This window comes from Methylotuvimicrobium sp., from assembly GCF_050611805.1.
Classification (GTDB): domain Bacteria; phylum Pseudomonadota; class Gammaproteobacteria; order Methylococcales; family Methylomonadaceae; genus Methylotuvimicrobium.
In genome coordinates, this window is sequence record NZ_JBNGHF010000061.1 from 1 (window position 1) to 23,022 (window position 23,022).

Consider the following 23,022-nt stretch of genomic DNA (forward strand, 5'->3'; position numbering starts at 1 on the left):
GCAAATTGTTTTATATGGCTATTTTGTGGGGATACCTCAGAACCTGACCCCTTTTTTCTGACAAACCTGTTTCCTTATTTATCCGTGCCGCGCTCTCAGGCAGGTTCAAGAGCAGATATTAGCAAAACGTAAGGTAGATCAAATTATGAGACGTACGAATGTCAAGGCAATTTTATTGCCGGGTTAACTTAGTGGTATTAAGGGCTGGTCCATTGTTTGTTAAATTTTATCAATTGTAAATAATAAGCCTCCTGTCAACCGCGTAAATATAGATCATGAATTAAAATATTAATGCAGCAAAAAATAAATAGTTCCGACTTAATTTTCATTCAACTTTTGGGGATAGTTAAATGCGTTTAATTAATTTTAGATATTGCAAGATAAAGATACTTCTCGGCGCTGCTATGATGGCGAGTGGATTTGTCGTAAATGCAGCGAAGTATGATGTCCATGACTTAGAAAAAGACAACTTTTTTTCATTGGACGAACCGATGTTCGATGGTAGAGCTCAAGATTTTTTATCGGAACCTGAAGGCTTTGAGAAACAAAATGAATTGCATATTCGGCAAGAAATGCTTTCTATTCTCCAAAAAGCTAATAATAATCAGTTGGCTGAAGCAAAAAAGCAAGTCCAGGATTTAATCAATAAAAACCCTAATGTCGTCGATTTATTTATGTTGAAGGCGGCGATTGAGCTAAAAGAGAAAAATTTTCCTTCAGCTAAAGCGAGTTTAAGGCAAGCTTTAAATATCGACAAAAGCAAACAGGCTGCAATATTAGGTTTGGCTTCGATTGAATATCAGGAAGGAAATGTTTCGAAGGCAAAGCAGTTTATAGAACAAGCTCTTGCAGTTAATGATAAATTGGCTGATCCATATTTGTTGTTGTTACAAATCGAGGCTGATAATAATAACCCCGACAACATAAAGGAGGTAATCGATAAAGCGCTGAACAAGATTAAAGGGAGTGTTGATGAAGAAGCGAAGATGATTTTGAATGCAAGTAAATTTTATGTTCGTATAGGACAGTCGCAGAAAGCTTTGTCGCATGCTCAGAATTTAGTTGATCGTCATCAAGATAGTACAGTCGCATTGTCGCTATTGGCGTCAATTCAAATAATGAGTAATCAAGGCGATGAGGCTATCAAGACTTTACGAAAAATAATTAATATTGACCGGCAAGATGTGCGAAGCCGGATGCTTTTAGCAAACATACTAGTTAGGAGAGGAGAAGAGGGGGCTGAAGTCATTGATTTGATGAGGCAGGCGTCCGAAATATCGCCAAAAAATCTTCAGCTTAAGATTCAGTCTGTCGACTTGATGATTCAATTGCAACGTTTCGATGAGGCGTTGGCTATTGCTAAGCGCGTAGCAGAGGTTGTGCCTAAAAGCGGTCTTGGCAAGTCTATGGAGGGTGATGTTTATTTGGCGCAAAGAGATCTTGAGAAAGCTTATGCCGCCTATTCGGAAGCTTACAACATGCAGCCTAATGAAAAGTTGCTAGGAACGATAGTGGATCTTTTGGGTACACAAGGAAAACAAGATGAAGCGTTAAGTTTGCTCAAAAGCGAATTGCAGAAAAACGATAAAAATATGATGGCACATATAAGAATGGCCGGATTTGCGCGGCAACGAGAAGACTATGCTGAGGAGGAAAAGCATTATAAGGCCGCTTTAAGCGTTCAGCCCGAAAATCCATTTATACTCAACAATTTAGCATGGCTGTATTACGAGAAAGCTAATCCGAAAGCGCTTGAGCTTTCCCGAAAAGCATTTCAATTAGCGCCGAAGAATGGTGATATCGCCGATACTTTAGGGGTAATATTATTACAGCAAGGCAAAATCGATGAGGCTGCGGTTGTGCTCGAAAAAGCTGTTGAATTGAAATCGGACGATTTGAATATCAAATACCACTTAGCAAAGGCTTATGTAGCCGAGGGAAATCGAAAAGAAGCCGAAAAGATTTTAATAGAGCTTCTTCAGACTGATGCTATCTTTGAGTCAAAAGAAAAAGCAGGGCTATTGCTGGAAGAAATAAAAAAGCATTAAAAACATAAAATAAAACGAAAGAAAAAAGCCCTCATTATGAGGGCTTTTGTTTTTCTGTATGGTAAAGCAACTAAGAATTAAGCGGCTTTTTTGCGTAGTTTTGCACCGAAACCCAATAAACCCAAACCTAAAAGTGCGACGGTTGAGGGTTCTGGAACGGCTTGGAATGTAACGCTGCCGTCGTGGTTACTAGTAATGGTGATACCTTCTGGATTTCCATTGCCGTCATCTCCAAATGGAGTGACGGTTGCGAGAGCGGGGTTAGTATTTTGATCGACGATAAAGACGATTTCGAGCGGTGGAACTTGCTGCCAAGCATCGTAAAAAGATGTGCCGTCAGCCAGACGGAACAGATCCTCAAATCCGGCGTCGACATTTGTAAAATCAACAAGGCCTCTAAGCTCCAGGTTAGCACCGCCGGTTAAGGCGCTGCTAGTTACTTCTAAATCCATGAAGTTGTTAAAAGTCGTTCCGTCGAGAGAGTAGAGCATTTCGATAGTTCCGCTGGTATAGTTCAGCGTTGGAAAGGTGCCTGCAAAGCCGTTGACAGTACCTGCCAAATTGGTGAAAGAAAAGCTGAGTATCCAGTCGTCACCAAAGCCGTTATCGGCAAAGCCTGTTCCGCCAAGAGTTTCGCCAGGGTTAAGGGAAGTAATGCTATTGAACGGTAAAGTACCAACGGCCAGTCCGCCGGATGTGATGATGCTGTCGCCGACTTGAATTCCAGCAGCAGGGTTGCTGAAAAAGATATCGGTGGACGATTGATATTTAACCGTCATTTCATCTTTCAGGGATGTACTTGTAGCATTGACTTTAGTCGGCGGCGCGGTATCGGGAGCAAAATTAACGCCATTGTCGATGTAGAACTGACCGGCTTGCGCTGTCGAAGTCCCGGCAGCAATCAGAGCGGATACTGCTAATAGTTTAAAGTTCATGGTTTTTCTCCAAAAGTTATAGAATTGTCTCAAGGTAAAAAATTGGCACTGCATAGTACTATGCGGTCTGCCAGTATTAAGCAGGATCCATGCCTGAATTTTTATATCCTTGATAATATGGGTATATATCTATTTGGATGTGGTTTTGGCTGATCGCGGCAACGCAGATTGTAAAAAAAATCGACATATTTGCCCAATTGGCTGTTAACTTACACAACGAGTTGTAATTTGTTGAAATTGAAAGGACGATCTTTAGGCGATTATGCTTTGGAATACTAGTGATTTAAAGTTCAATACAGGTTACGGTCAAAAAACCGTAAATTTGCAGTCGCATATGACGACTTACATCGAGTTAGGGCAGGGGGTTCCTTTAATCCTGATTCATGGATTTCCCTTCGATAGTCGGCTTTGGTTTCAAAATTTAGAGATCCTCTCCGCTAAGTTTAAGGTCTATGCAATCGATTTATGGGGATTTGGGCAAAGTTCGCGCAATGTAAAAAAACCTGACTATCGTCTTTATTCCGAGCAATTGCTTGCATTTATTAATTATCTTGGATTACAACGCGTTCATTTAGTTGGGCATTCGCTTGGGGGTGGTGTTTGCATCAAGTTTGCACAAGATCATCGAGATCGTATTGATAAGTTGGTTTTGGTTGCGAGCGCCGGTTTGCCGGTAAAGCAAACATTTACGGTCCGTTTTATGAAATGGCCGGGTGTTGGCGAATGTATGTTGAATTTCCCGGGGGTTTTTGTTCGAAAAAAAATGTTGATCGATTATTTTATATACGATCAAGGCATTTTGACAGATGCTGTGTTCGAAAGTTTGTTTTTGAGTCATCGGATAGCGAGAACGACGCGTCACATTTTGTCTGTCATGCGTAGTGATTTTCCCAATGCGTTGGAACAAGAGATTGCGCGGCTTGCTTCATTTTCAATTCCGACCCAGTTGATATGGGGACAGCACGACAAGAGTATTCCTGTTGAAATAGGTCTACAATTTAAGGCAATGCTGCCGGTAGCGGAATGGCATATGCTAGATAAGTCCGGCCATCTTCCGCAATTAGAGCAGGCGGAATATTTTAATCGGGTAGTGTTAAATTTTTTGACACCGCCGCATAATGAGGGGGAATAGGGGATAACTATGGTCGAATTCAATTATGACGAAGCTTTTTCCCGCAATATCGGTTGGGTGACGCGAGAGGAATTCAAGCTGCTAAAAAATAAAAAAATTGCTGTCGGCGGTTTAGGCGGTGTCGGAGGGAGTCATTTGATTGTATTGGCGAGGATGGGAATAGGTCGTTTCCACATTTCCGACTTGGATACCTTCGAACTTGCCAATTTTAATCGCCAATACGGCGCGTCCATGAGTACTTTGGGTCAACCGAAATCGGAAATCATGGAACGGACTATTCGAGATATCAACCCGGAGGCCGAAATCGTCAATTTCAAGCAAGGCATTACGCATGAAAATCTGGACGACTTTTTAAAGGATGTCGATATTTACGTCGATAGTTTGGATATCTTTGCGTTGGAAATTCGGCGTGCCGTATTCGCGCGTTGTTATGAGCTGGGGATTCCGACTATTACCGCCGCGCCGATGGGAATGGGGACGGCGATGCTGGTGTTTATGCCGGGGAAAATGAGTTTCGAGCAATATTTTGCGCTGGATGGTTATTCGTTTGAAGAGCAAATCATGCGTTTTGTAATCGGCGTATCGCCGACTGTGATGCAAAGAAAATACCTAGTAGAGCGGACTTCAGTGAATTTTTTGAAGAAAAAAGTGCCGTCGACGCCGATGGGTATTGAGTTGGCTGCTGGTGTGGCTTGTACGAATGTATTGAAAATTCTACTAAATCGAGGCGATGTTATTTGTGCGCCTTGGGGTTTACATTTCGATGCCTATCGTAATCAGTTGAAAAAAACTTGGCGACCCGGCGGCAATCGAAACCCGTTGCAGCGCTTGATGTTTTGGCGGCTGAAACAATTGCTTGGAGTGGAATGATGTATTGGCGTTGTCAGTTTCGACTAATCTATTGTGTATAGTTGAAATATTACGCCATGCCCAAATGAAGATTACTATTTGCGTTAAATAATTGTTTCAAAATAATTACCCGGTTTTATCGGCCGGTATCAGGTAACGCTTCCAGAAGACGCCGTGAATATATCCCTATAGGCTTGGGCACGGCGTCCATGCCGCGCACACTTCTTCCAGCGTTACCTGATACTAGCCAAATCGGGAAATAAGTTTTGGACACTTACTAAGCTGTCCAAGGCTCTGAAGTCTGTTTCCCGGCGGGTATAGGCCTTTAGTAGAAGCAATTGACTAATCGGTTCGTTTTTTGAAATGTTTAGGAGAAGTTGAGCATGCGCAATGACACAGGCGTATCGCGGTCGATGTTGTTTATAGTCGAGCGTCCTTGGATAACGGTAGGGCTTTGTTTTGTTATCGTGCTTATTTCGGCGTTAGGGATGCCCCGCTTGACGTTCGATAACGATTACCGGTCTTTATTCGGCGAAGACAATCCTCAATTGCTAGCGTTCGATAAAATTCAGTCGACTTATAACAAAAGCGATAATGTGTTGTTTGTAATCGCGCCGCCCGGTAATGATGTCTTTACTCCGGAGGTGTTGTCGGCAATTGCGCTATTAACCGAAAAAGCATGGCAACTGCCATTTTCGAGTCGAGTCGATTCAATTACTAATTTTCAACACACGAGCATCTCGGATGGTGAGTTGGTCGTTGCTGATTTAGTGCTGGATCCCAGTGATATCAGTAGTAGCGACTTAGTCGAAATTAAAAAGATCGCGCTCAATGAACCCTTGTTAGTAAACCGTTTGGTGTCTCGACAGGGGCATGTCGCGGGTGTGAATGTGACTGTTCAGTTACCCGAATTAGACCCGATGGAAGTTACCGAGGTGGCGGCAGCGGCACGGGTCATGGCCGAGGAAATTAAGTCTTTGTACCCGAAGCTTGAGATTCATTTGACCGGCATGGTTATGATGAATAATGCGTTTGTCGAGTCGACATTGGCTGATAGTCAAAAAATGACGCCGATTATGTACGGCATGATTATATTGGTATTGCTACTTTCCTTACGCTCCTTTAGCGCAACCTTTGGTTCGATTTTGCTTATCATCTTTTCCCTATTGGCGGTTATGGGTTTTTTCGGATGGTTGCGTTGGCCGATTACACCGGTATCGGTAACGGCGCCTACCATTATCATGACAATGGCTGTGGCTGATTGTGTTCATCTCTTAGTGGCGATGCTTCAGAATATGAGGCAAGGGCAGGCTAAAAAAGAAGCACTGTTAGATAGTTTGAAAATCAATTTTAAGCCCATGTTGTTAACGAGTATCACAACTGCGATCGGGTTTTTAAGCATGAATTTTAGTGATGCGCCGCCTTTTAGGGATTTGGGTAATATTGTGGCATGCGGGGTACTCGTTGCCTTTTTGTTAACAATGACTATCTTGCCAGCAATAATGATGATTTTGCCTGTGCGGGTAAAGCGCTGTGATGCATCAAAACAAAATTGGATGGATAAATTAGCTCTATGGGTTATTCGGCGGCGCAAGTTTCTTTTGGTAGTCAACGGTGGATTGGTGCTGATATTGACGTCAATGGTGACGCTGAATGAGTTGAATGACGAGTTCGTCAAGTATTTCGATGAAACGGTCGAATTTAGGCGCGCTACCGATTTTCTCGATCAGGAAATGGGCGGGTTTTATACTATCGAGATTGCTTTATCAGTCAGTGAAGAAGGCGGCTTGAATGAACCCCTGGTTTTGGAAAAAGTTGAACAATTGAGTAAATGGTTACAGCAACAGCCCGAAGTGTTGCATGTAAATAGTATCACCGATACCTTTAAGCGTTTGAATCAGAATATGCACGACGGTAGTCAGGACGAATATAAACTGCCGGCTGCACGAGATTTGGCGGCACAATATTTGTTGATGTATGAAATGTCCTTGCCGTACGGTTTAGATTTAAATGACCAGGTTAACATCGATAAATCCGGAACTCGGATGATTGCAACATTGAAAAGCCTGAGCTCAAATGAAATGTTAGTTGTGGAATCGCGTTTGCATAATTGGTTGAAAACTAATATGCCTGATATTGATGCCGAAGTCGCTAGCCCGGTTTTAATGTTTTCTCATATTGGCAAGCGGAATATTGTCAGCATGATGGGAGGGACAGTGTTGGCATTGGTGTTGATTTCCTTCATTTTGGTTGGCGCTTTTCGGTCGTTTAAATTAGGTTTGTTGAGCTTAGTGCCAAACTTAGCGCCTGCCGGTGTTGCATTTGGCGTTTGGGCTTTGATAGATGGGAATGTTGGGCTCGGTTTGTCGATTGTGACGGGAATGACGTTGGGAATTGTCGTCGATGATACTGTGCATTTCATCAGTAAATATCGTCATGCCAGGGTTGAGCGAGAGGCCTCCTGTGATGAGGCGGTGCGTTATGCTTTTTCAACGGTAGGCAGTGCTATGTGGGTCACTTCGTTGGTTTTAATTAGTGGGTTCGCTGTCTTGAGTTTTTCACATTTTATAGTGAATTCGGACATGGGTTTATTAACTGCAATTACAATAGGAATTGCTTTGTTTATGGATTTGTTATTGCTCCCGCCCATTTTAATGTGTCTGGATAGGAAGTAAATTGATCGTTGCTTTCGGTTACGAATTGTTCGTCTTACGCTGATTTACAGACAGATAAGGGAAAACTATTTTCAATGTTACACACTGCTGCTAACCCTAAGGCCTTACAACAGATCCACATTGATGTCGTTCGTAATGCCACCGATGATTTTAATTTATTCCACGATGCGGAATATTGGCGGCGGATTCGGAATAATCCGTTTAAAGGACCAATCGCTTTGGGGTTTCAATTGGAATCGATGATCGAGCACGAGTTTGTGCGCTATCGGCAAAGTACTAACGAGAATGAATTGATCGACGAATACAATTTACGTTTTAGTAATTATCAATTTTCCTTCGTTAATGCAGTTAAGCCCGGACAGGTGGTTGACATTGATATCAAGAAACCTCAATTCAACCCGGTTGGTGAGGGCGTTCTCAGTCACCGCGTCAGCGTGAAAGCAGATGGTCAATTGGCTTTGGTGGGCTATAAAAAAGAATCGCCCGCACCGCTGTTTTTAAATAATCTGGAGCCCCCGCAGTTCGATGACTTAAATCGTTATAAGGACCGAAGTTTTTTGACGCCGAGCGGTTTTTTTCTGAAGCGTAAGTTTATGAATGTCAGTAATGCGAAAAATTTTCTGTGCGGCTCTTTGGCGGATCAACGTCTTTATTTTGATGATCTAACGGATACGGCGATTTTCCCTGAAATTTTTCCATGTAGTTTGATTTCATGCGCGTTGTTGGAGAAGGCAAAAATGGAATCGCTGGATTTTGAAAACCAGCCGATGGTTTATACCACACATAAAATCAGTATTGATCGTAAGTTATTGTCGGCTATTTCGAGTAACGATATCTTGAATATTTTGGTTAGGCGAGTTGATGACATCGATAAAACATCTCAATCCACTGAATGGGAGTCTGTTCAGACTTTCGAATGTTATGGTTTGGTCGAGGGCGGGCTTATCTTATTTAGAGGATTGATCGGACTTACATCGTTGGATAGTATCTTGAAAAGTATCGGCGGTGCGTGACCTTGCGAATTTTTACGTTTTAATACCAGGTAGTTTTAGCTGGGTACGATGCTTGCTTTGATCCATTGATACAATTCTTTTAAATCGGGGTGCATGTGCGTCAAAGCCGATTCGGTGGTTATAAAGTAAGGGGCTCTTGTTCCATGGTAGTCGATATCTTGACCGGCTCGCTGAAACATAATCCCGGAACGGTGCATCAGCCGAGGCAAAAACGGCTCCATCATCGCGAATACGCTTGTCCGCTCGGTCGTTTCGGTGAGTACGGTAGCCGCTAAAAAGCAGGCAACGGCAATCAGGGAAAAAGTTCTTTGTTCTTGCCGAGAAAAATCAAGCGAGCTTGGTTCACCGAACCGGGTTGAATGTTCGCCCGGACGGCGTCTGAATATTCCGTCGACAGCGAGTCTTGAGATTTCACAGACATGTTGCCGGTCGAGCGCTAATTGTTCGATAAAGCTTTCGTCTAGACTATTCAGGCAATGTTTTTCAAAAGGTAGAGGGTCTTTTTTGCGGTTGTCGAAAGTTGGTACCAGGCGCACGCAACCGGCAGGTAAACCGCTATTTTGATGAATGATTAGGCAGTGTTTCGAGCGTTCGTCGAATTCGTCATATTCGAGTTCTTCCTTGTTCGGTTTTTCGTAATGAAATTCTTGGCAATAAACCCGGTAGCGGATTCCGAATGCCAAGTTTTTTTGTACTTGAGTCTCCGCGAGCTCGACTGAAAAGTAGCGCTCGAAGTTGTCTACTAAGGATTGTTTTTCATTATTATCCATTTACAGTCTCCGATTAGAGAGAGGCGCCATTAAATAAAATTTCCTGAGTATCATTGTGTTTGCTTAAGTCAAGGAAATGTCATTATTATCGTTTATTTTGAAAAGCACGTAAGCTTTAAGTTGGTTTGGAGAAGGAATTAACGGTATTTTCCGTTTGTTTTTATGCTCAGGCTTATTTCTAACTGTTTTCTAACTGTTTGCTTGTAGCGCCGGTTGAGTGGTTTGTCTTAACTTTTTTGTTTGATCTTGCTTGATTATATACAAATATCTAAAAGTTCTAGCTTTTTTCTATTTAGTGTAGAGGTCTTAGCAATTTTTTTGTTTTTTAAGCTGAGCTTAATAAGATAGGTTTATCGTATATTCTAAAATTTAGGCTTGCTACGAATTAGCGGTCGAAGCTGTTCTCATGCCTGAAATGCGAGGCCTTTAGGATCCTTTCTAAAGTTTAAGTTGGAAACTTCTTTGTAAGGCGCTATTAAGCCTGTATTCTAGCGAAAAGGATTGTTCGGGTTTTGCAAGGAGCAAAATAGATTGGCATAGTCAATGATATTGGACGAGCGGAGCGTGTTGATATGCGCAATAGGGGCTCATCTGTGGAAAGCTTTGTTGCTACATTTTGTTAATTTAGACTGCGCTACCCGGAAAAGTCTACGCTTTCGTCGCTGTATATAGATTTTGAAAGTTATTGGTGGTTCAATCTAGTTTTAATATTAGCAGATACTTTATTTCTTGCTTTTAGGCGTAAGATTTGATGCTTCGCCCAATTTCAAGATAGTTTCAAAGATTTATTTTTTAAAGCCCGGTACTGCTGTAAGGTGTATTTTATGATGTTCGATGATTATTTTGACGTTTATCTTGCCGATAACGATGAGTCAAAGCAGATCCATTACAATATCCGTTATCAAGTTTATTGTGAGGAGATGGGGTTTGAAAAAACATCAAACGGTGCCCAATTAGAAATGGATGAGTGGGATAAGCATTCGGTTCATTTCATAGTGAAAAATAAATTAACCGGCCACTTTGTCGGTGCTATGCGATTAATCTTACCGGAGCTAGGCTATTTGCCTCTGGAAAAACATTGTAGGCTTAGCAATGGGGTTATCAAGTCGGATTTACATAGATCGGTGGAGATATCCCGGTTGTGCGTAATTAAAGAAATTCGGCGGCGTTCCAGTGATGGCGAGCCACCGACAGGATTGACTGAAAAACATGGCGCGAATGATGACGTTGATTACTTGTGTAATCAACGTCGTTTGAACCGTAGTGTCATATGGGGTATGTTCCGTGCCGCATCTTTGTATTGTGCTGAAAATCGAATTCACAACTGGTATTTTTTAACGACAAAGATGTTATATCGCTTGATCACTAAAGAAAATTTTAAAATGGATCAAATCGGCGATTCGTGTGAATTAAATGGACAGCGTTTCCCTTATAGAATTCATATGAATGAGATTTTGCAAAATCCAATTTGGAATCAAGGGTTTCAATCGCACTACAAATATTACTCGGCGAAAGATAATGATGTTCTTAAGCAATGTGCTTGAGTTCAATTATTTGTTGTTATGCGTGTGGTTTTGACTATAAGCTAGACGTCGGATGTGAAGTTTTCTAAGTCGTAGAAGGGATGCTGCGCGTACCTATGTCGTCATCTACCGAATACCAACGTAATCCTAAGCGTTTCGGCCGTGGCCAAAAGCAAATCAAAGCGTTCGGGACGGGTTGAGTAACCCTCCCTGAGTGAAGCTAGAGCTTTGGAGCGAGCAAAGTGATGGATAGCTTTTTCATCGCCAGATCGTAGCAAAATCAATATTGAAACTGCAGTCGTGAATTGTGAATTCAGCTTTTTTATCTGAATAATCCCCTTTTTTGATAAATCCTTGTGCATCATTACGATAGACTTTAGCCAAGCGATCATCCGGATAAACAAGGATATAGTAGGGTAAGCCTTCACGCTGGTAGATATCACGCTTTATGATCTCGTCTCGTTTCACGCTGGTTGAAGACACAACTTCGATGATTAGATCCGGTGTTACCAAGACTTTTTCGTCGATATCCTGACAAATCACCATGACATCGGGTCTTACAACAGTATCATTGGCTATTTGCCAATCGGTTTCCAACAAGATAGTACATCGATCGGAACAGTTGGTTTTCTGATTTTTTAAGGCATTCTTGATTGATGTTGCTACGTTAAAAGCAACTATTTGGTGAGTAACTGAGGGCGATGGCGTCATCGCATAAGGCATGCCTTCGATTAATTCCCAATGGCCTTCCCAGTGTTGATAGTCATCAAAAGTGTAATGTTCTTGATAGGCTAAAGGCATTTTATACTCCTAAAACAAGCAGCGTTCGCTGTTTCCCAAGCTCCAGCTCTCATCGTTATACATAAGTCATAAATTATCCTTTTGCAATCTTAGTCGATGAGGCCTCGATTCCATTGATTGTCACTTAACACTCTCGGCCTTCCTCACCTAACGCTAGGTGAGGGGCGATCAGGGGATCGCTCCCACAGAGCATCCGCCGCCCGCTATGGGAGCGACGCCTTCGTCGCGACTATCGAAGACGCTAACGCTCAAACAGCAATAGCCTTTCCGGACGACACAACAATGTTAGCACTCGGTTGCTGCTTTTTGCACAATAAGTATATTTATACTTGTGTATAACGATGAGAGCTAGAGCTTGGGAACGAGGCAGAGTTACGCTACGCTAAAACCCGACCTACCTGGCTGGTCTGCGGTGTCAGGCTCTATAAATACGAATACGCCCCGTTACTCCAACAGCGCTTTTAAACTTTCAGCCGTTAAGATACGTTCAGCCCAGTTTTCGAGTTGTTCGGTGTCGGCTTGCTCGATTTTATGTTCCGCCCAGCTAGGGAATTCGCCGTACTTCAAGCGGATCTGTTTACTCAACAAGCGAACAGCCTCTTTTTTCTCGCCAATTTTCTCGCCAATTTTCTCGCCTTTTTTCTCACCTCTTTTCTCGCCAATTTTCTCCCCTTCTTTTTTCCATTGTAATGTCCAATCGGTCAAGCGTTCGGCTAACATGGCATTTACCTCGGTCAGTTCTTGATATTCAGGTATGGATTTTTCTTTGAATTTTACGCGCAATAATCGGCTTAGCCAAATAGCAAAGGAGCGTCGAATCGGTTGGTACCGCGCTGCTTTGAGCTTATGCTGCAAAAGCTGGATATGTTTCCTAAGCTCGTCGGGCGTGGAACACCACTCCAAGGCGATTAAATGCCCCACTAAATTATCCGGGTGTGCTTGGCTATAGTCTTTCGGCGTGGCATTTTCTTGCAGTAAAAAATAGCTCAGCTTCGGCGTGTAGGCTCGAAGAGCCGGATGCACCGGGTCGATTAATGCCGATATTTCGATGGGCCCGCTCCAGTTGGACGTGCCATTGTAAATGACGATTGGTAAAACAGGCGGCAGTTTATCGCCTTTCTTTAAGGCTTGCGTGCGAATGATATCCTGATACAGCAGGCCGGTATAAGTCATGATCCGATTGGCCATAAAATAATCGTCGCTGGATTGAAATTCCAACAACAAATAAAGATAAAGCCAGGTGTCTTTGAATTTCAATCGCCAGATACAATCATCATGGCGTTGGCGCAAGTCGTCGGTAGCAAAGCTGGCTTTGACCGGGTCCAGGGTTTTAAAGTCTATGCTGTCCAGCCATTCGGGTTGCACAAAACCGGTGATGAGATCTTGCACGAGTCGCGGATGGCTAAACAATAACTTATAGCCCGTATCATGCGGCATCTTATCATCTGCGTCGTTGTAATTAGGCGGGGTCGATTTCTTTGCCATAGGTATCGTTTAAGCAATCAAAAGGTAAGTATTCAGTCCACCTCTTTGGAAAAGATAGGCTAAGGGAGATAAATCCCCCTCAATCCCCCTTTGTTAAAGGGAGAGGTCATATCTCATAAGCGCCAACTTAAGGAAGGAACTCGTCATTCCGCCAGGGATTGGCGGAATCCAGGGTCACGGATGGCAATGCGTAGCACCACATCCTATCGACAACCCATACCGATATGACGAATAAAGCCATAAACGCAACATAGAATAGGCACTAAGTTGGCGCTTATGAGGTCATATCTTTAGCCCTTCACCGACTCCGCAAACATACTACGAATTATTTCCCAGCTTTGCCCTTCAACGCATGACTCGCCAAGTTTTTGCCTAAATCCCAGATCGTGCCCGGGACTTGATGGGTTGCAGCGATGGTTTGGTCGAAGGCGTTGACGATATGATCGCGGTCTTTTTGTGTTAAGGTGAGCGGCGGCAGCAGTTTGACGACGTTCATGCCGTGTCCGGCGACTTGGGTTAGAATCCGGTGATCCTTGAATAGCGGGATCGTGATCATTTGACAGAACAGCCCTTTGTTGGCTGCTTCCAGCATCGCCCAGGCCGCTTTTAATGTCAGGCTTTTCGGGGCGTGGAATTCGATTGCGATCATCGAGCCTTTGCCGCGCGCTTCTTTCAAGAATTCGTATTTTGTCGACAGTGCATTCAGGCTGGCGATGATGTCATTGCCGACTGTCGCGCTTTGTTCAACAAGATTTTCCGATTTGATGACTTCAAGGCCCGCCAGTCCTGCCGCCATCGCCATGTTGTTTTTGGAAAAAGTCGAGCCGTGCACGACTGCGCGGTCCATGCGATTGAAGACGGTGTCCATGATGTGCTGCGTCATCGCGACCGCGCCGACAGGAACGAAACCGCCTGATAGAGCTTTGGACATCAGGATCATATCGGGTTTGGCGCCGTAATGATCGATCGCCCAGAATTTACCGGTGCGACCGATACCGGTTTGGATTTCGTCGGCGACGAATAGCGTGCCGTATTTTTTACAGAGGCGTTCGACTTCGACCAAGTAGTTGTCGTCGGGTAGGTTGACGCCTTTGCCTTGTATTGGTTCGACGATGAAGGCCGCGACGTCTTTGTTGCTTAGTGCTTGTTCGAGTGCCGCTAAATCGTTGAACGGTATCGCGATGCAGTCGGGCAGGAGCGGGCCGAAGCCTTCTCGGAAGATCTTTTCGCCGTTCAGCGAGAGTGCGCCCATTGTTAAGCCGTGATAACCGTGTTCGCAATAGACGATTTTCGAGCGCTTGGTGGTGTAGCGCGCGAATTTGATCGCGGCCTCTACCGCTTCGGTGCCCGAGTTGCAAAAAAACATTTTTTCGAGATTTTCCGGCGTCGTCGTCAAGATTTCTTTGGCCAGTAAGCCGCTCAATATCGAGACGTCGAGTTGTACTAGGTTCGGCAATTCGAGTGTCAGAGTTTCTTGCAGGGCGCTGATCACTGTCGGGTGGTTGCGGCCGATCGCGAATACGCCGAAGCCGCTCAACAGGTCGAGATATTCGTTGCCTTGTTCGTCGTAGAGATATTGGCCGACCGCGCGTTTGTAATTGCGGTCGTATCCGATTGTTTTTAAAACGCGAACCATTTGATTGTTCAAATGTTTTTCATGCAACTCAAATTTATCTTCACTGTGTTGCGCTAATAGCTCGGCTATGCTGAAAGACATAAAAAGACCTCTAAATTTATATTTTGTGCCGGCTGAACGCAGGCAGCACGATTAACGTGCAAATGATGGTAAAGGAAATGCCGATCGCCAGTAACAAGCCCATGCTGGATGTGCCTGGATGAGGCGTGAAGGCAAGACTGGAAAAACTGCATAAGGTTGTTAAAGAACTGAATAAGACGCCTCGTGCGGTGCTGCTTTGCAGCAGGTCGACGCCGTTCGACCAGTGGCTGTGCAGTCGGTGCACGACATGAATGCCGCTGTCGACGCCCATGCCCATCAGCAGCGGCAGGGCGATGATATTGGCGAAATTAAACGGATTGTTGAGCAAGACATTGGTCGCTCCGGTCAATAAGGTCGCAAGCAGAAGCGATCCAATCATCAATAGCGTATCGCGGATGTTTCTCGTAATGATCAGCATGAGCACGACGATCGCTGCGAATGCGCAAGCGAAGGCTTCGACAAATGACTGTATGATCGCGTTGCCTGAGGCTTTATCGATAATCGGTAAGCCGGATACGCTAGTATCGATGCTTTGTACGTCATTGACGAAGGCTTGCCGGTGACTGGTAATGTTCAGGTTTTTCTCCGGCGTGATCATGATTTTATAAAGGCCGTTTTTACTTTGCCAATGGTCGGTTATGTAAGGCGGCAGGTCCTCCAGGTCGTAAGTTTGGGCGGTCAAACTGATGCTCAAGCGCTGCATCGTATAAGGTAGCAGGCCCAATATGTTTTGTTCCAATTGGCTGTATTCGGTATCCGGTTCGGGCTGTCGGTCGGCAAATTCGATATAGCTGTTGATTCGTGCGAGCAGGGTTTCCAGTACCGGAATCGGGACGGCGGTCGTTGCTTCATCGATGGCTTTTTGTAGCGTAACGGCGAACCGAATTGCGGCATCGCGCTGATCGTTAGCAAGCAACGGTTTGCCGAATTGTTTGAGTTGGGCGCCGAGAATCATGTCCAGCTCTTCGATTCGATAGAGTTTGTCCTCTTGATCGCTGGCGACAAAGCTCGATAGGGTGAGTGCTTCATGAATCGTCGGCAAGGCATGCAACGCTTCGGCGCGTCGGTCGGCCTCCGCCAGGCTGTCTGCAAGGCCGGTTAGGGAATAAGGCGATTCATTGCGTGACGACAAAAGCTCTTTGAATGTCGAGGCCGATTCGCGGCTGGGGTCGCGTAAGTTGAATGTGCTGGAATCGAACTCCAATTGTGTAAGTACCGCGGCCGAGGCAATGGCAAGCAGTATGCTGACGATTCTGATCGCTTTGGCATGACGAAACGGAAAATGGGCTATGACCGATGATAGTTGCGAGGATCTAAACGGGGCGGTTTTGCCCAGCGGCATGACTTTCAATAAAGCAGGTACGATCGATAATGAAAGCCCCAGGCCGATGAACATGCCGGCGCTGGAAATAATGCCTAATTCGGATACGCCGGAGTAGTCGGTCGGAATGAATCCGAGAAAGCCTATTGCGGTGGTCAATGCGCATAAAAACAACGAGAAACCGATGCTGTTGATGCTTTCGGTAATTGCGCCTTCATTGTTCATGCCTGCAGCACGGCATTCTCTGTAGCGTAGGCACAAATGCGTGGCGTAGTCGACGCCGAGTCCGATATACAAAACGGCAAAGGCCACTGAAATAATATTTAAATGTCCGACCGCGATCGTGGCGAAGCCGGCAGTCAGAATCAGGCCCATGATCAGTGCGATCAATGTCGTCAAGAGTAGTTTGACGGAGCGGAAACTCAACCATAGCGAGGCACAAACGAGAAGCAGCGATAATATGCCTGAAATAATCGCGCCTTCACTGACCGTTTCGAGTTCTTCGTGTTGTAAAGCGGTTTCGCCGGTAATTCGAATGCGGACTGCAGGGTTTTCTTGCATGATCGATTGACTTACGGATCGCGCGGCCGAAAGTGCATAATCGGCGGGCATGATGTCGGTAAAAATCAGTTTAGGTTTGGCAATGACGATCGATCGTTTGGACTCGGTATTGAGTCTGTGGTCGGCCAGTAGGTTTTGCCAGGATAAATAACGAGGGTTCTGATTGAGTCGACGGTCGATTGTTTCGTCTATCGCGGTCAGCAGCGGCGTAAGATTCATCGGTAACGACTTATCTTTTTCCTCGAGTGCTTGACGAATGATTTCGAATAAGCCTTCCAGGTTGTAGTGTTGCGCGAGATAACCGATGAACGGTTGAGCATCGGTCAGTTTTTTCGACAGGTCGTCTAATTCGTCAAGGCTGAGAAATAATAAAGCATGTTGCTTAAAAAATGCATTATCGGTAGGTATTATTGCCGACTCGAAGTGTTCCTTGTCTCGGCTTAGACGCTGCGCGAGTTCGGCTGCGGCCTGCGAGATTTGTTCCGGAGTTTCGCCGTCGACCACCAGCATGATAGCGGCGGCATCTTCGGGAAAGGCTTCGTTTAGACGAAAGCGATTGATCTGAAAGGGTAAATCCGGCGACAACATTTGCGTCGTATCGGTATTGAATCCGAGGTTGTTGATCGTGTAATGCAGACTAAAGCCGGACAAAGTCGTGGTCAGAATCAGCAAAGTCCACGGAAAACGTAAGACTTGGCGGTCCCACCATAGTAATAATCTGTGAATAAGGGTGTCGTGATGCTGAGTCATGCCGGCGGTGCGCGGATTTTTAGTTAACGATTGATGGCAGCCAAATCGATGCGGCCTGTTTCAATGTTTTTTGTGATGCATGAAAGTGCCGGCCTAATTGTATCAGGCTTGGTAATTCTAAGGGATGTTTGATGAGATAGTTAAGCAGTTTGGCGATATTGACTTCGCCGTCTGGGTCCAAGGCGTGCGCGACGGCTTTAGGTAGACTCATATCGGCGGGGTCTGCGATCGATCGAATGGCCAGGAAATCGATTCGGTGAGCCTTAGCGACTTTGGCGATGGCTACGCTTTCCATGTCCAGTGCCGCGGCACCGGTTTTTCGATGGAGCTCTTTTTTGTCCTTGCTTGTGGCGACAAGCGTATTGCTGGAAGCTAGGCTGATATGCGCGACAGGGGTAAGCGCGTTTAATAGCGCTTGTATTTCAGCAAGCCAGGGAGATCGGATGTCGATGCTTTCTAAGTCATCGCTAATGAGTTGTTCGGGTAGGGTTAGGTTGCCTGGGCGCAAGCCAGGTGCGAGCGCAGCGGCACAACCCCAGCTTATGAGGCGTTCGGCTCCTTGACCGAGCAGTTGTTCAGCTGCTTGCTCGGCATTTTTCGGGCCGGCGCCGGATTGAATGATAAGGATATTTTCGGCGATGACGTGACAGCACCCTTTCTTCGGTTTGTCCGAAGTCAGGGTGCTTAATTCTTCCGGTAGGGCGGCAATAATCCCCGTGATCACGTGTTATTGATCGCGTTACGGTATTTGGCCAGGGCCCACAACGGGAAGAATTTATCGTAGCCGTGGTATTTCAAATAAAACACTCTTGGAAAACCGGGAGCGGTAAAGCATTTGTCGTTCCAGCTACCGTCGGTCAGCTGGGTTTTCATTAGAAACTCGACGCCGGCTTTGACTTCCGGGCTATGCGCTTCGCCTGCCGCAATCAAGCCGATAATGGCCCAGGCGGTTTGGAAAGCGGTGCTGAAGCGATATTTTCCGCGAAAGTTTTGTTCGTCATGATAACTGAAGTTGTCTTCGCCCCAACCGCCATCTTCGCGTTGCACGTTTTTCAGCCATTTTGCCGCATTGACATACATCGGATCGGTTTTAGGGACATCGGTTTGCTCAAGGCCCAATAATACAGACCAGGTACCGTAGATATAGTTAGTCCCCCAGCGCCCGAACCAGGAGCCGTCCGTTTCTTGTTCGCTACGAATATAATCGATTGTGCGTTGCAGTGCCGGACGGTATTCTTCGTGGCCTTTTGCAACGCGTGCCATTAGCATCGCGCAGCGCGCGGTGACGTCGACCGTAGGCGGGTCGAGTAACGCGCCGTGGTCGGCGAACGGAATTTCGTTCAAGTAATAATAAGTGTTGTCGACATCGAATGCGCCGTAGCCGCCGTTTTTCGATTGCATGCCGACGATCCAGCGTGTCGCGCGGTGTATCGACTCGTCCAACTCGGGCAGATTGGAATCGGCCATGGCGAACGCAACTAGTCCGGTGTCGTCGACATCGGGATAGTGTGGGTTGGCATATTGAAACGCCCAGCCGCCGCCTTCCAAGTCAGGTTTAGTTACTTGCCAGTCGCCCGGTTCGTCTATCAATTGCTTGGATTTTAGCCAATCATAGGCGCGAATCAATGCGTCACGATTACCGTTTTTGTCGACTTCCTGCAAAGCCATGGCTGTTAGGCCGGTATCCCAGACGGGTGACAGACACGGTTGGCAATAGGCGTCGTTTTCATTGATGACCAGCAATTTATCGATCGCTTTTCGAGCCGTAACGACCAGTTCATGATCTTTCGGCATCCCGAGCAGCAGCATCGCTTCGTAAGCATTGACCATCGCCGGGAAAATTCCACCTAGGCCGTCTTCGCCGTTGAGGCGTTCAATAAACCAATCTTGGGCTTTATCGAGCGCTTTTTGGTGCATGCGTTTCGGAATCAATGGGCGAGTCACACGGCCGAGTTGATCCAATAACAGAAAAAATTTGTTCAGAGCGGTGCGCTCGGGAAAATAATGTTTTTCCTTGTCCGGATGAACGACGAAAAGTTCCAGGATGTCGACTTTATTCGGGTTCTTCGCCGTCGCTTTTTCTGAGCACAGTACGAACAGCGGCACCATGACCGTTCTGGACCAATACGAAACCTTATCCAAATGGAACGGAAACCATTTCGGAAGCAGCATGATTTCAACCGGAATATAAGGCACGCCGCGCCAAGGCAGTTGTTCGAACATCGCCAGCGCGATGCGCGTGAATACATTGGCTCTGGCCGCGCCGCCTTGACTTAGAATGTAATCTTTGAGTTTTTGCATGTGCGGCGCGTCTATCGAATCGCCGGCCATTTTCAGTGCATAATACACCTTGACGCTGCCGCTGATATCACCTGGGCCGCCGGGGAACATCGGGTAACTGCCTTCCTCGGATTGGCGCGATCTTAGATAATTGGCAATCTTGGCTTGCAGTACTTCGTCGATTTCGCCCAAATAGTGCATCATCATGATGTATTCGGACGGAATCGTGCAATCGGCTTCCAATTCGAAAATCCAATGGCCGTCTGGTTGCTGCAGCTTTAGCAGGTAATCCTGCGCCTTGCCGATGGCTTTGTTTAAATCGTTAGGCTTGGCGATGATGGCCGTGGCGGAGCTGGGCAAGTCGCGCGTGTTGGTCTCTGTAGTGGCGTCGGTGAACATAATGCTTCCTTTATAGTGCTGACTTAGCTTTCAGGGATTGTGGGTGGTAAGTCCAATCGGGCGATTCGAGCCCGCGGCTGGTCAGATTAAACAATAAGGACAGCAGCCGGTTGCTGCGCCCGGTAAGACGAGTTGTTAGAATGGTTGCCTTGACACTGTTTCGGGTGATTTTGACTTGATTCGATTGTTTAAAGTCCAAGTGCTGCTTGATTTTTCGCAAGGTCAGGACCGCCATGCCAAGCGCCCATAAACAGAAGTTTCTAATGCCGGTTTCGTGCGACGGAATCAGCTGCGTATAAGCGAGTGCATTACGCAGGTGTCCGTGTGCGATGCTGATTAGGTGTTCAAGGCCTTTTCGGAAGTTCTCGTCATCGGTTTCCGGCGTTAACGTCGATAAGTCGAAACCGGTCTCGTCGAAAATATCTTGAGGCAGCCAGCAAACGCCGCGGCCAGCGTCGTCCCATATATCCTTGAGGATGTTGGTCATTTGCAGACCTTGTCCGAACGATACCGAGAGTTCGAGTAGTCGCTCTCTATGAGCTGCAATCTCGGGCGAGTAATGGCAAAACAGTTTGGCGAGCATTTCGCCGACGCAGCCGGCTACGTAATAACAGTAGTTATCCATGTCGGCCATGGTCGGCAGTCCATTGCTTAGATTTTGCGCCTGAAAGATCGGCATGCCTTGTGCCATTGTTTCGACGCAAGTTGCCAGCGCCTCAATCTGTTGCGGATCGAACGAATGTGTGATTTGAATGACGCGTGGCGTCAGGTCGATCAGCGTATGTTCGGCCGGAATGGTTTGCTCCGACAATAAAGGGGATAGGTCGGCGGCAAAATCATTCGCACCATGACCGGTTTTGACGGTTTCGATAAAACGTTCGCAGAATATTTTTTTTTGGTCGGGGCTTAGAGAGACTTCGTCCTCAACTGTGTCCACAATTCGGCACAGCAGATAGGCATTGGCTACCGGACGGTAGAGGTTATCCGGAAGTTGCGGAATAGTCAGCGCAAACGTTCTGGAGACGCCTTCAAGCAGCAATGCCTGAAATTCATCGTCGGATAGGCCGGTTAATGACTCCGGTTTGTCCAGTGTTGGTTGTAATGCGCTCATGATTATTTTCTAAGATTTCGTCTTGATAGTTTTGGATACAGACTTAATTTAACGGCAATGATAGACTGTTTGTTGGTATTTTGCAAAGCAATGTTGTTTTCTAGCCAATATGAGTAAAATTCTATGCTCCAGCTCTGTTATATAGAATAAAAATCAACTATTTAAAAGTTTGTGTTGTATTTTTGCAAATAGTCTGCAATGTGCTTCGGTTTGGCGCTTAAGGCGATAAAATTATGCTAAAACTGGAGTCGATTCCGAAAAGATAGTATTCTACTTGTAAATCTATAAATGATTGTATTCTATAAGGACTTGTATTTCAGGTGTGTTGTTTTGATTCGCCGGATGTCGTTTTCAAGGAAGGGTGCATGATGTTTTTGACCTGTTGCAAGCATGCAACAGGTCGTTTTTCGGTTTTATGAGGCTCGATTATGATCGGCCTTGCTTGTATTCAGTCAATATGGAGGATATGCCCGTGGGTGTGCCATTACGTCAGCAGTTAGCAGTTGGTAGTTATCTTATTAAGCAAAAACTGAAAGGGGCTAAAAAGTATCCTTTGGTTTTAATGCTCGAGCCATTGTTTCGATGCAATTTGGCTTGCGCAGGATGCGGAAAGATCGACTATCCGGATGATATTTTAGATAAACGTTTATCGGTCGAGGAATGTTTGCAAGCGGTCGACGAATGTGGTGCGCCAATGGTTTCGATCCCCGGTGGCGAACCGTTAATTCATAAAGATATGCCGGCAATTGTCGAAGGCATCGTTGCGAGAAAGAAATTCGTTTATCTCTGTACGAATGCGCTGTTATTGAAGAAGAAGATCGATGACTATAAGCCTTCTCCATATCTGACCTTCTCCATTCATTTAGATGGTAATAAAGAAAGACATGATGCATCGGTTTGTCAAGACGGTGTTTTCGATAGAGCGGTTGAAGCGATCAAGTTAGCGCTCGATAAAGGCTTTAGAGTCACGATCAATTGCACGCTGTTTCAAGGAGAGAATGCGAAAGAAGTAGCCGAATTTTTGGATTACGCGATGGAGTTGGGTGTCGAAGGCATTACGATTGCGCCGGGATTCAGTTACGAACGTGCGCCGCAACAAGATATCTTTATCAAAGGGCGCGATGTCAAGGAATTATTCCGGGGCATTTTCAAGATCGGTAAGAATCGTAAATGGAAATTGAATCATTCGTCGCTCTATTTAGACTTTTTGGCCGGTAATCAAAGCTATAATTGTACGCCATGGGGCAATCCGACCCGCAATGTATTCGGGTGGCAAAAGCCTTGCTATTTGTTATCCGACGAAGGTTATGCGGAAACCTTCCAGCAATTGCTCGATGAAACGCCTTGGGAAAAATACGGTACTTCGAAAAATCCGAAATGCGCGAGTTGTATGGCGCATTGCGGCTACGAGGCAACGGCTGTAGAAGATATGATGAAAAACCCGATTAAAGGTCTATTGACAGCGATCAGAGGGCCTAAAACCGAAGGCGACATGGTTCCGGAGCCGGTTCCTGTTTATGCAAATGAAAAACCGGCTTCTAGTCTCTCCGGCATTCCTATTACTGTCGAGGCGATGGATTCATAAAGCAGGTTTGAGGTAATTATTCACATCCCCCTATCGTTCCCACGCTCCAGCGTGGGAATGCAGCCCG

General features: G+C 45.7%; 16 protein-coding genes. 7 read left to right on the plus strand and 9 right to left on the minus strand.

Going from position 1 to position 23,022, the window contains the following annotated elements; all coding sequences use genetic code 11:
* The first annotated feature begins 350 nt into the window (after nt 1-350).
* Entirely contained in the window at nt 351-2,048 is a 1,698-nt protein-coding gene (locus ACRJJO_RS19350; protein WP_431067243.1) for a tetratricopeptide repeat protein, read from the plus strand.
* Nucleotides 2,049-2,125: 77 nt separating this feature from the next.
* Here ACRJJO_RS19350 and ACRJJO_RS19355 read toward each other — a convergent pair whose 3' ends face one another.
* Nucleotides 2,126-2,983, minus strand: a complete 858-nt coding sequence (locus ACRJJO_RS19355) for a PEP-CTERM sorting domain-containing protein (protein ID WP_431067244.1) — start codon at nt 2,981-2,983, stop codon at nt 2,126-2,128.
* A 334-nt stretch (nt 2,984-3,317) separates the two neighbouring features.
* On the opposite strand from ACRJJO_RS19355, the gene ACRJJO_RS19360 reads away from it, so the two are divergent.
* From ACRJJO_RS19360 to ACRJJO_RS19375, 4 genes are all read left to right on the plus strand, one after another.
* Nucleotides 3,318-4,115 carry an alpha/beta fold hydrolase gene (locus ACRJJO_RS19360; RefSeq protein WP_431067245.1) on the plus strand — a complete coding sequence of 266 codons (798 nt, stop codon included), beginning with the start codon at nt 3,318-3,320 and terminating at the stop codon, nt 4,113-4,115.
* Between the two features lie 9 nt (nt 4,116-4,124).
* Nucleotides 4,125-4,985, plus strand: a complete 861-nt coding sequence (locus tag ACRJJO_RS19365) for a ThiF family adenylyltransferase (RefSeq protein WP_431067246.1) — start codon at nt 4,125-4,127, stop codon at nt 4,983-4,985.
* Nucleotides 4,986-5,347: 362 nt separating this feature from the next.
* Entirely contained in the window at nt 5,348-7,639 is a 2,292-nt protein-coding gene (locus ACRJJO_RS19370; RefSeq protein ID WP_431067247.1) for an efflux RND transporter permease subunit, read from the plus strand.
* Nucleotides 7,640-7,713: 74 nt separating this feature from the next.
* Entirely contained in the window at nt 7,714-8,652 is a 939-nt protein-coding gene (locus ACRJJO_RS19375) for a hypothetical protein (protein ID WP_431067248.1), read from the plus strand.
* Nucleotides 8,653-8,687: 35 nt separating this feature from the next.
* Here ACRJJO_RS19375 and ACRJJO_RS19380 read toward each other — a convergent pair whose 3' ends face one another.
* Nucleotides 8,688-9,422: a PEP-CTERM/exosortase system-associated acyltransferase gene (locus tag ACRJJO_RS19380; protein WP_404360185.1), complete on the minus strand. Its 735-nt coding sequence runs from the start codon at nt 9,420-9,422 to the stop codon at nt 8,688-8,690.
* Nucleotides 9,423-10,246: 824 nt separating this feature from the next.
* Here ACRJJO_RS19380 and ACRJJO_RS19385 point away from each other — a divergent pair.
* Nucleotides 10,247-10,966 (plus strand): PEP-CTERM/exosortase system-associated acyltransferase, encoded by a 720-nt coding sequence (locus ACRJJO_RS19385; RefSeq protein WP_431067249.1) that lies wholly within the window; start codon nt 10,247-10,249, stop codon nt 10,964-10,966.
* Between the two features lie 237 nt (nt 10,967-11,203).
* Here ACRJJO_RS19385 and ACRJJO_RS19390 read toward each other — a convergent pair whose 3' ends face one another.
* The 7 genes from ACRJJO_RS19390 to ACRJJO_RS19420 all read right to left on the minus strand — a co-directional run bounded on the left by ACRJJO_RS19390 (nt 11,204) and on the right by ACRJJO_RS19420 (nt 21,370).
* The gene (locus ACRJJO_RS19390) at nt 11,204-11,746 is read right to left on the minus strand and encodes a Uma2 family endonuclease (protein ID WP_431067250.1); all 543 of its coding nucleotides are present in this window, start codon (nt 11,744-11,746) and stop codon (nt 11,204-11,206) included.
* A gap of 444 nt (nt 11,747-12,190) precedes the next feature.
* Entirely contained in the window at nt 12,191-13,231 is a 1,041-nt protein-coding gene (locus ACRJJO_RS19395; RefSeq protein ID WP_431067251.1) for an Rpn family recombination-promoting nuclease/putative transposase, read from the minus strand.
* A gap of 325 nt (nt 13,232-13,556) precedes the next feature.
* The gene (locus ACRJJO_RS19400; protein WP_431067252.1) at nt 13,557-14,948 is read right to left on the minus strand and encodes an aspartate aminotransferase family protein; all 1,392 of its coding nucleotides are present in this window, start codon (nt 14,946-14,948) and stop codon (nt 13,557-13,559) included.
* A 16-nt stretch (nt 14,949-14,964) separates the two neighbouring features.
* Nucleotides 14,965-17,580: an MMPL family transporter gene (locus ACRJJO_RS19405; protein ID WP_431067253.1), complete on the minus strand. Its 2,616-nt coding sequence runs from the start codon at nt 17,578-17,580 to the stop codon at nt 14,965-14,967.
* Nucleotides 17,581-17,599: 19 nt separating this feature from the next.
* Nucleotides 17,600-18,304 (minus strand): phosphorylase, encoded by a 705-nt coding sequence (locus tag ACRJJO_RS19410; RefSeq protein WP_431067254.1) that lies wholly within the window; start codon nt 18,302-18,304, stop codon nt 17,600-17,602.
* Entirely contained in the window at nt 18,301-20,259 is a 1,959-nt protein-coding gene (shc, locus tag ACRJJO_RS19415) for a squalene--hopene cyclase (protein WP_431067255.1), read from the minus strand. Before shc ends, ACRJJO_RS19410 begins: the two co-directional genes overlap by 4 nt.
* 10 nt (nt 20,260-20,269) lie before the next feature.
* Complete coding sequence (locus ACRJJO_RS19420) at nt 20,270-21,370, minus strand: phytoene/squalene synthase family protein (protein WP_404360195.1); 1,101 nt, start codon at nt 21,368-21,370, stop codon at nt 20,270-20,272.
* 472 nt (nt 21,371-21,842) lie between these two features.
* Here ACRJJO_RS19420 and hpnH point away from each other — a divergent pair, with 472 nt between their 5' ends.
* Nucleotides 21,843-22,955, plus strand: coding sequence for an adenosyl-hopene transferase HpnH (gene hpnH / locus ACRJJO_RS19425; RefSeq protein WP_404360196.1), 1,113 nt, complete (start codon nt 21,843-21,845; stop codon nt 22,953-22,955).
* Nucleotides 22,956-23,022 lie beyond the last annotated feature (67 nt).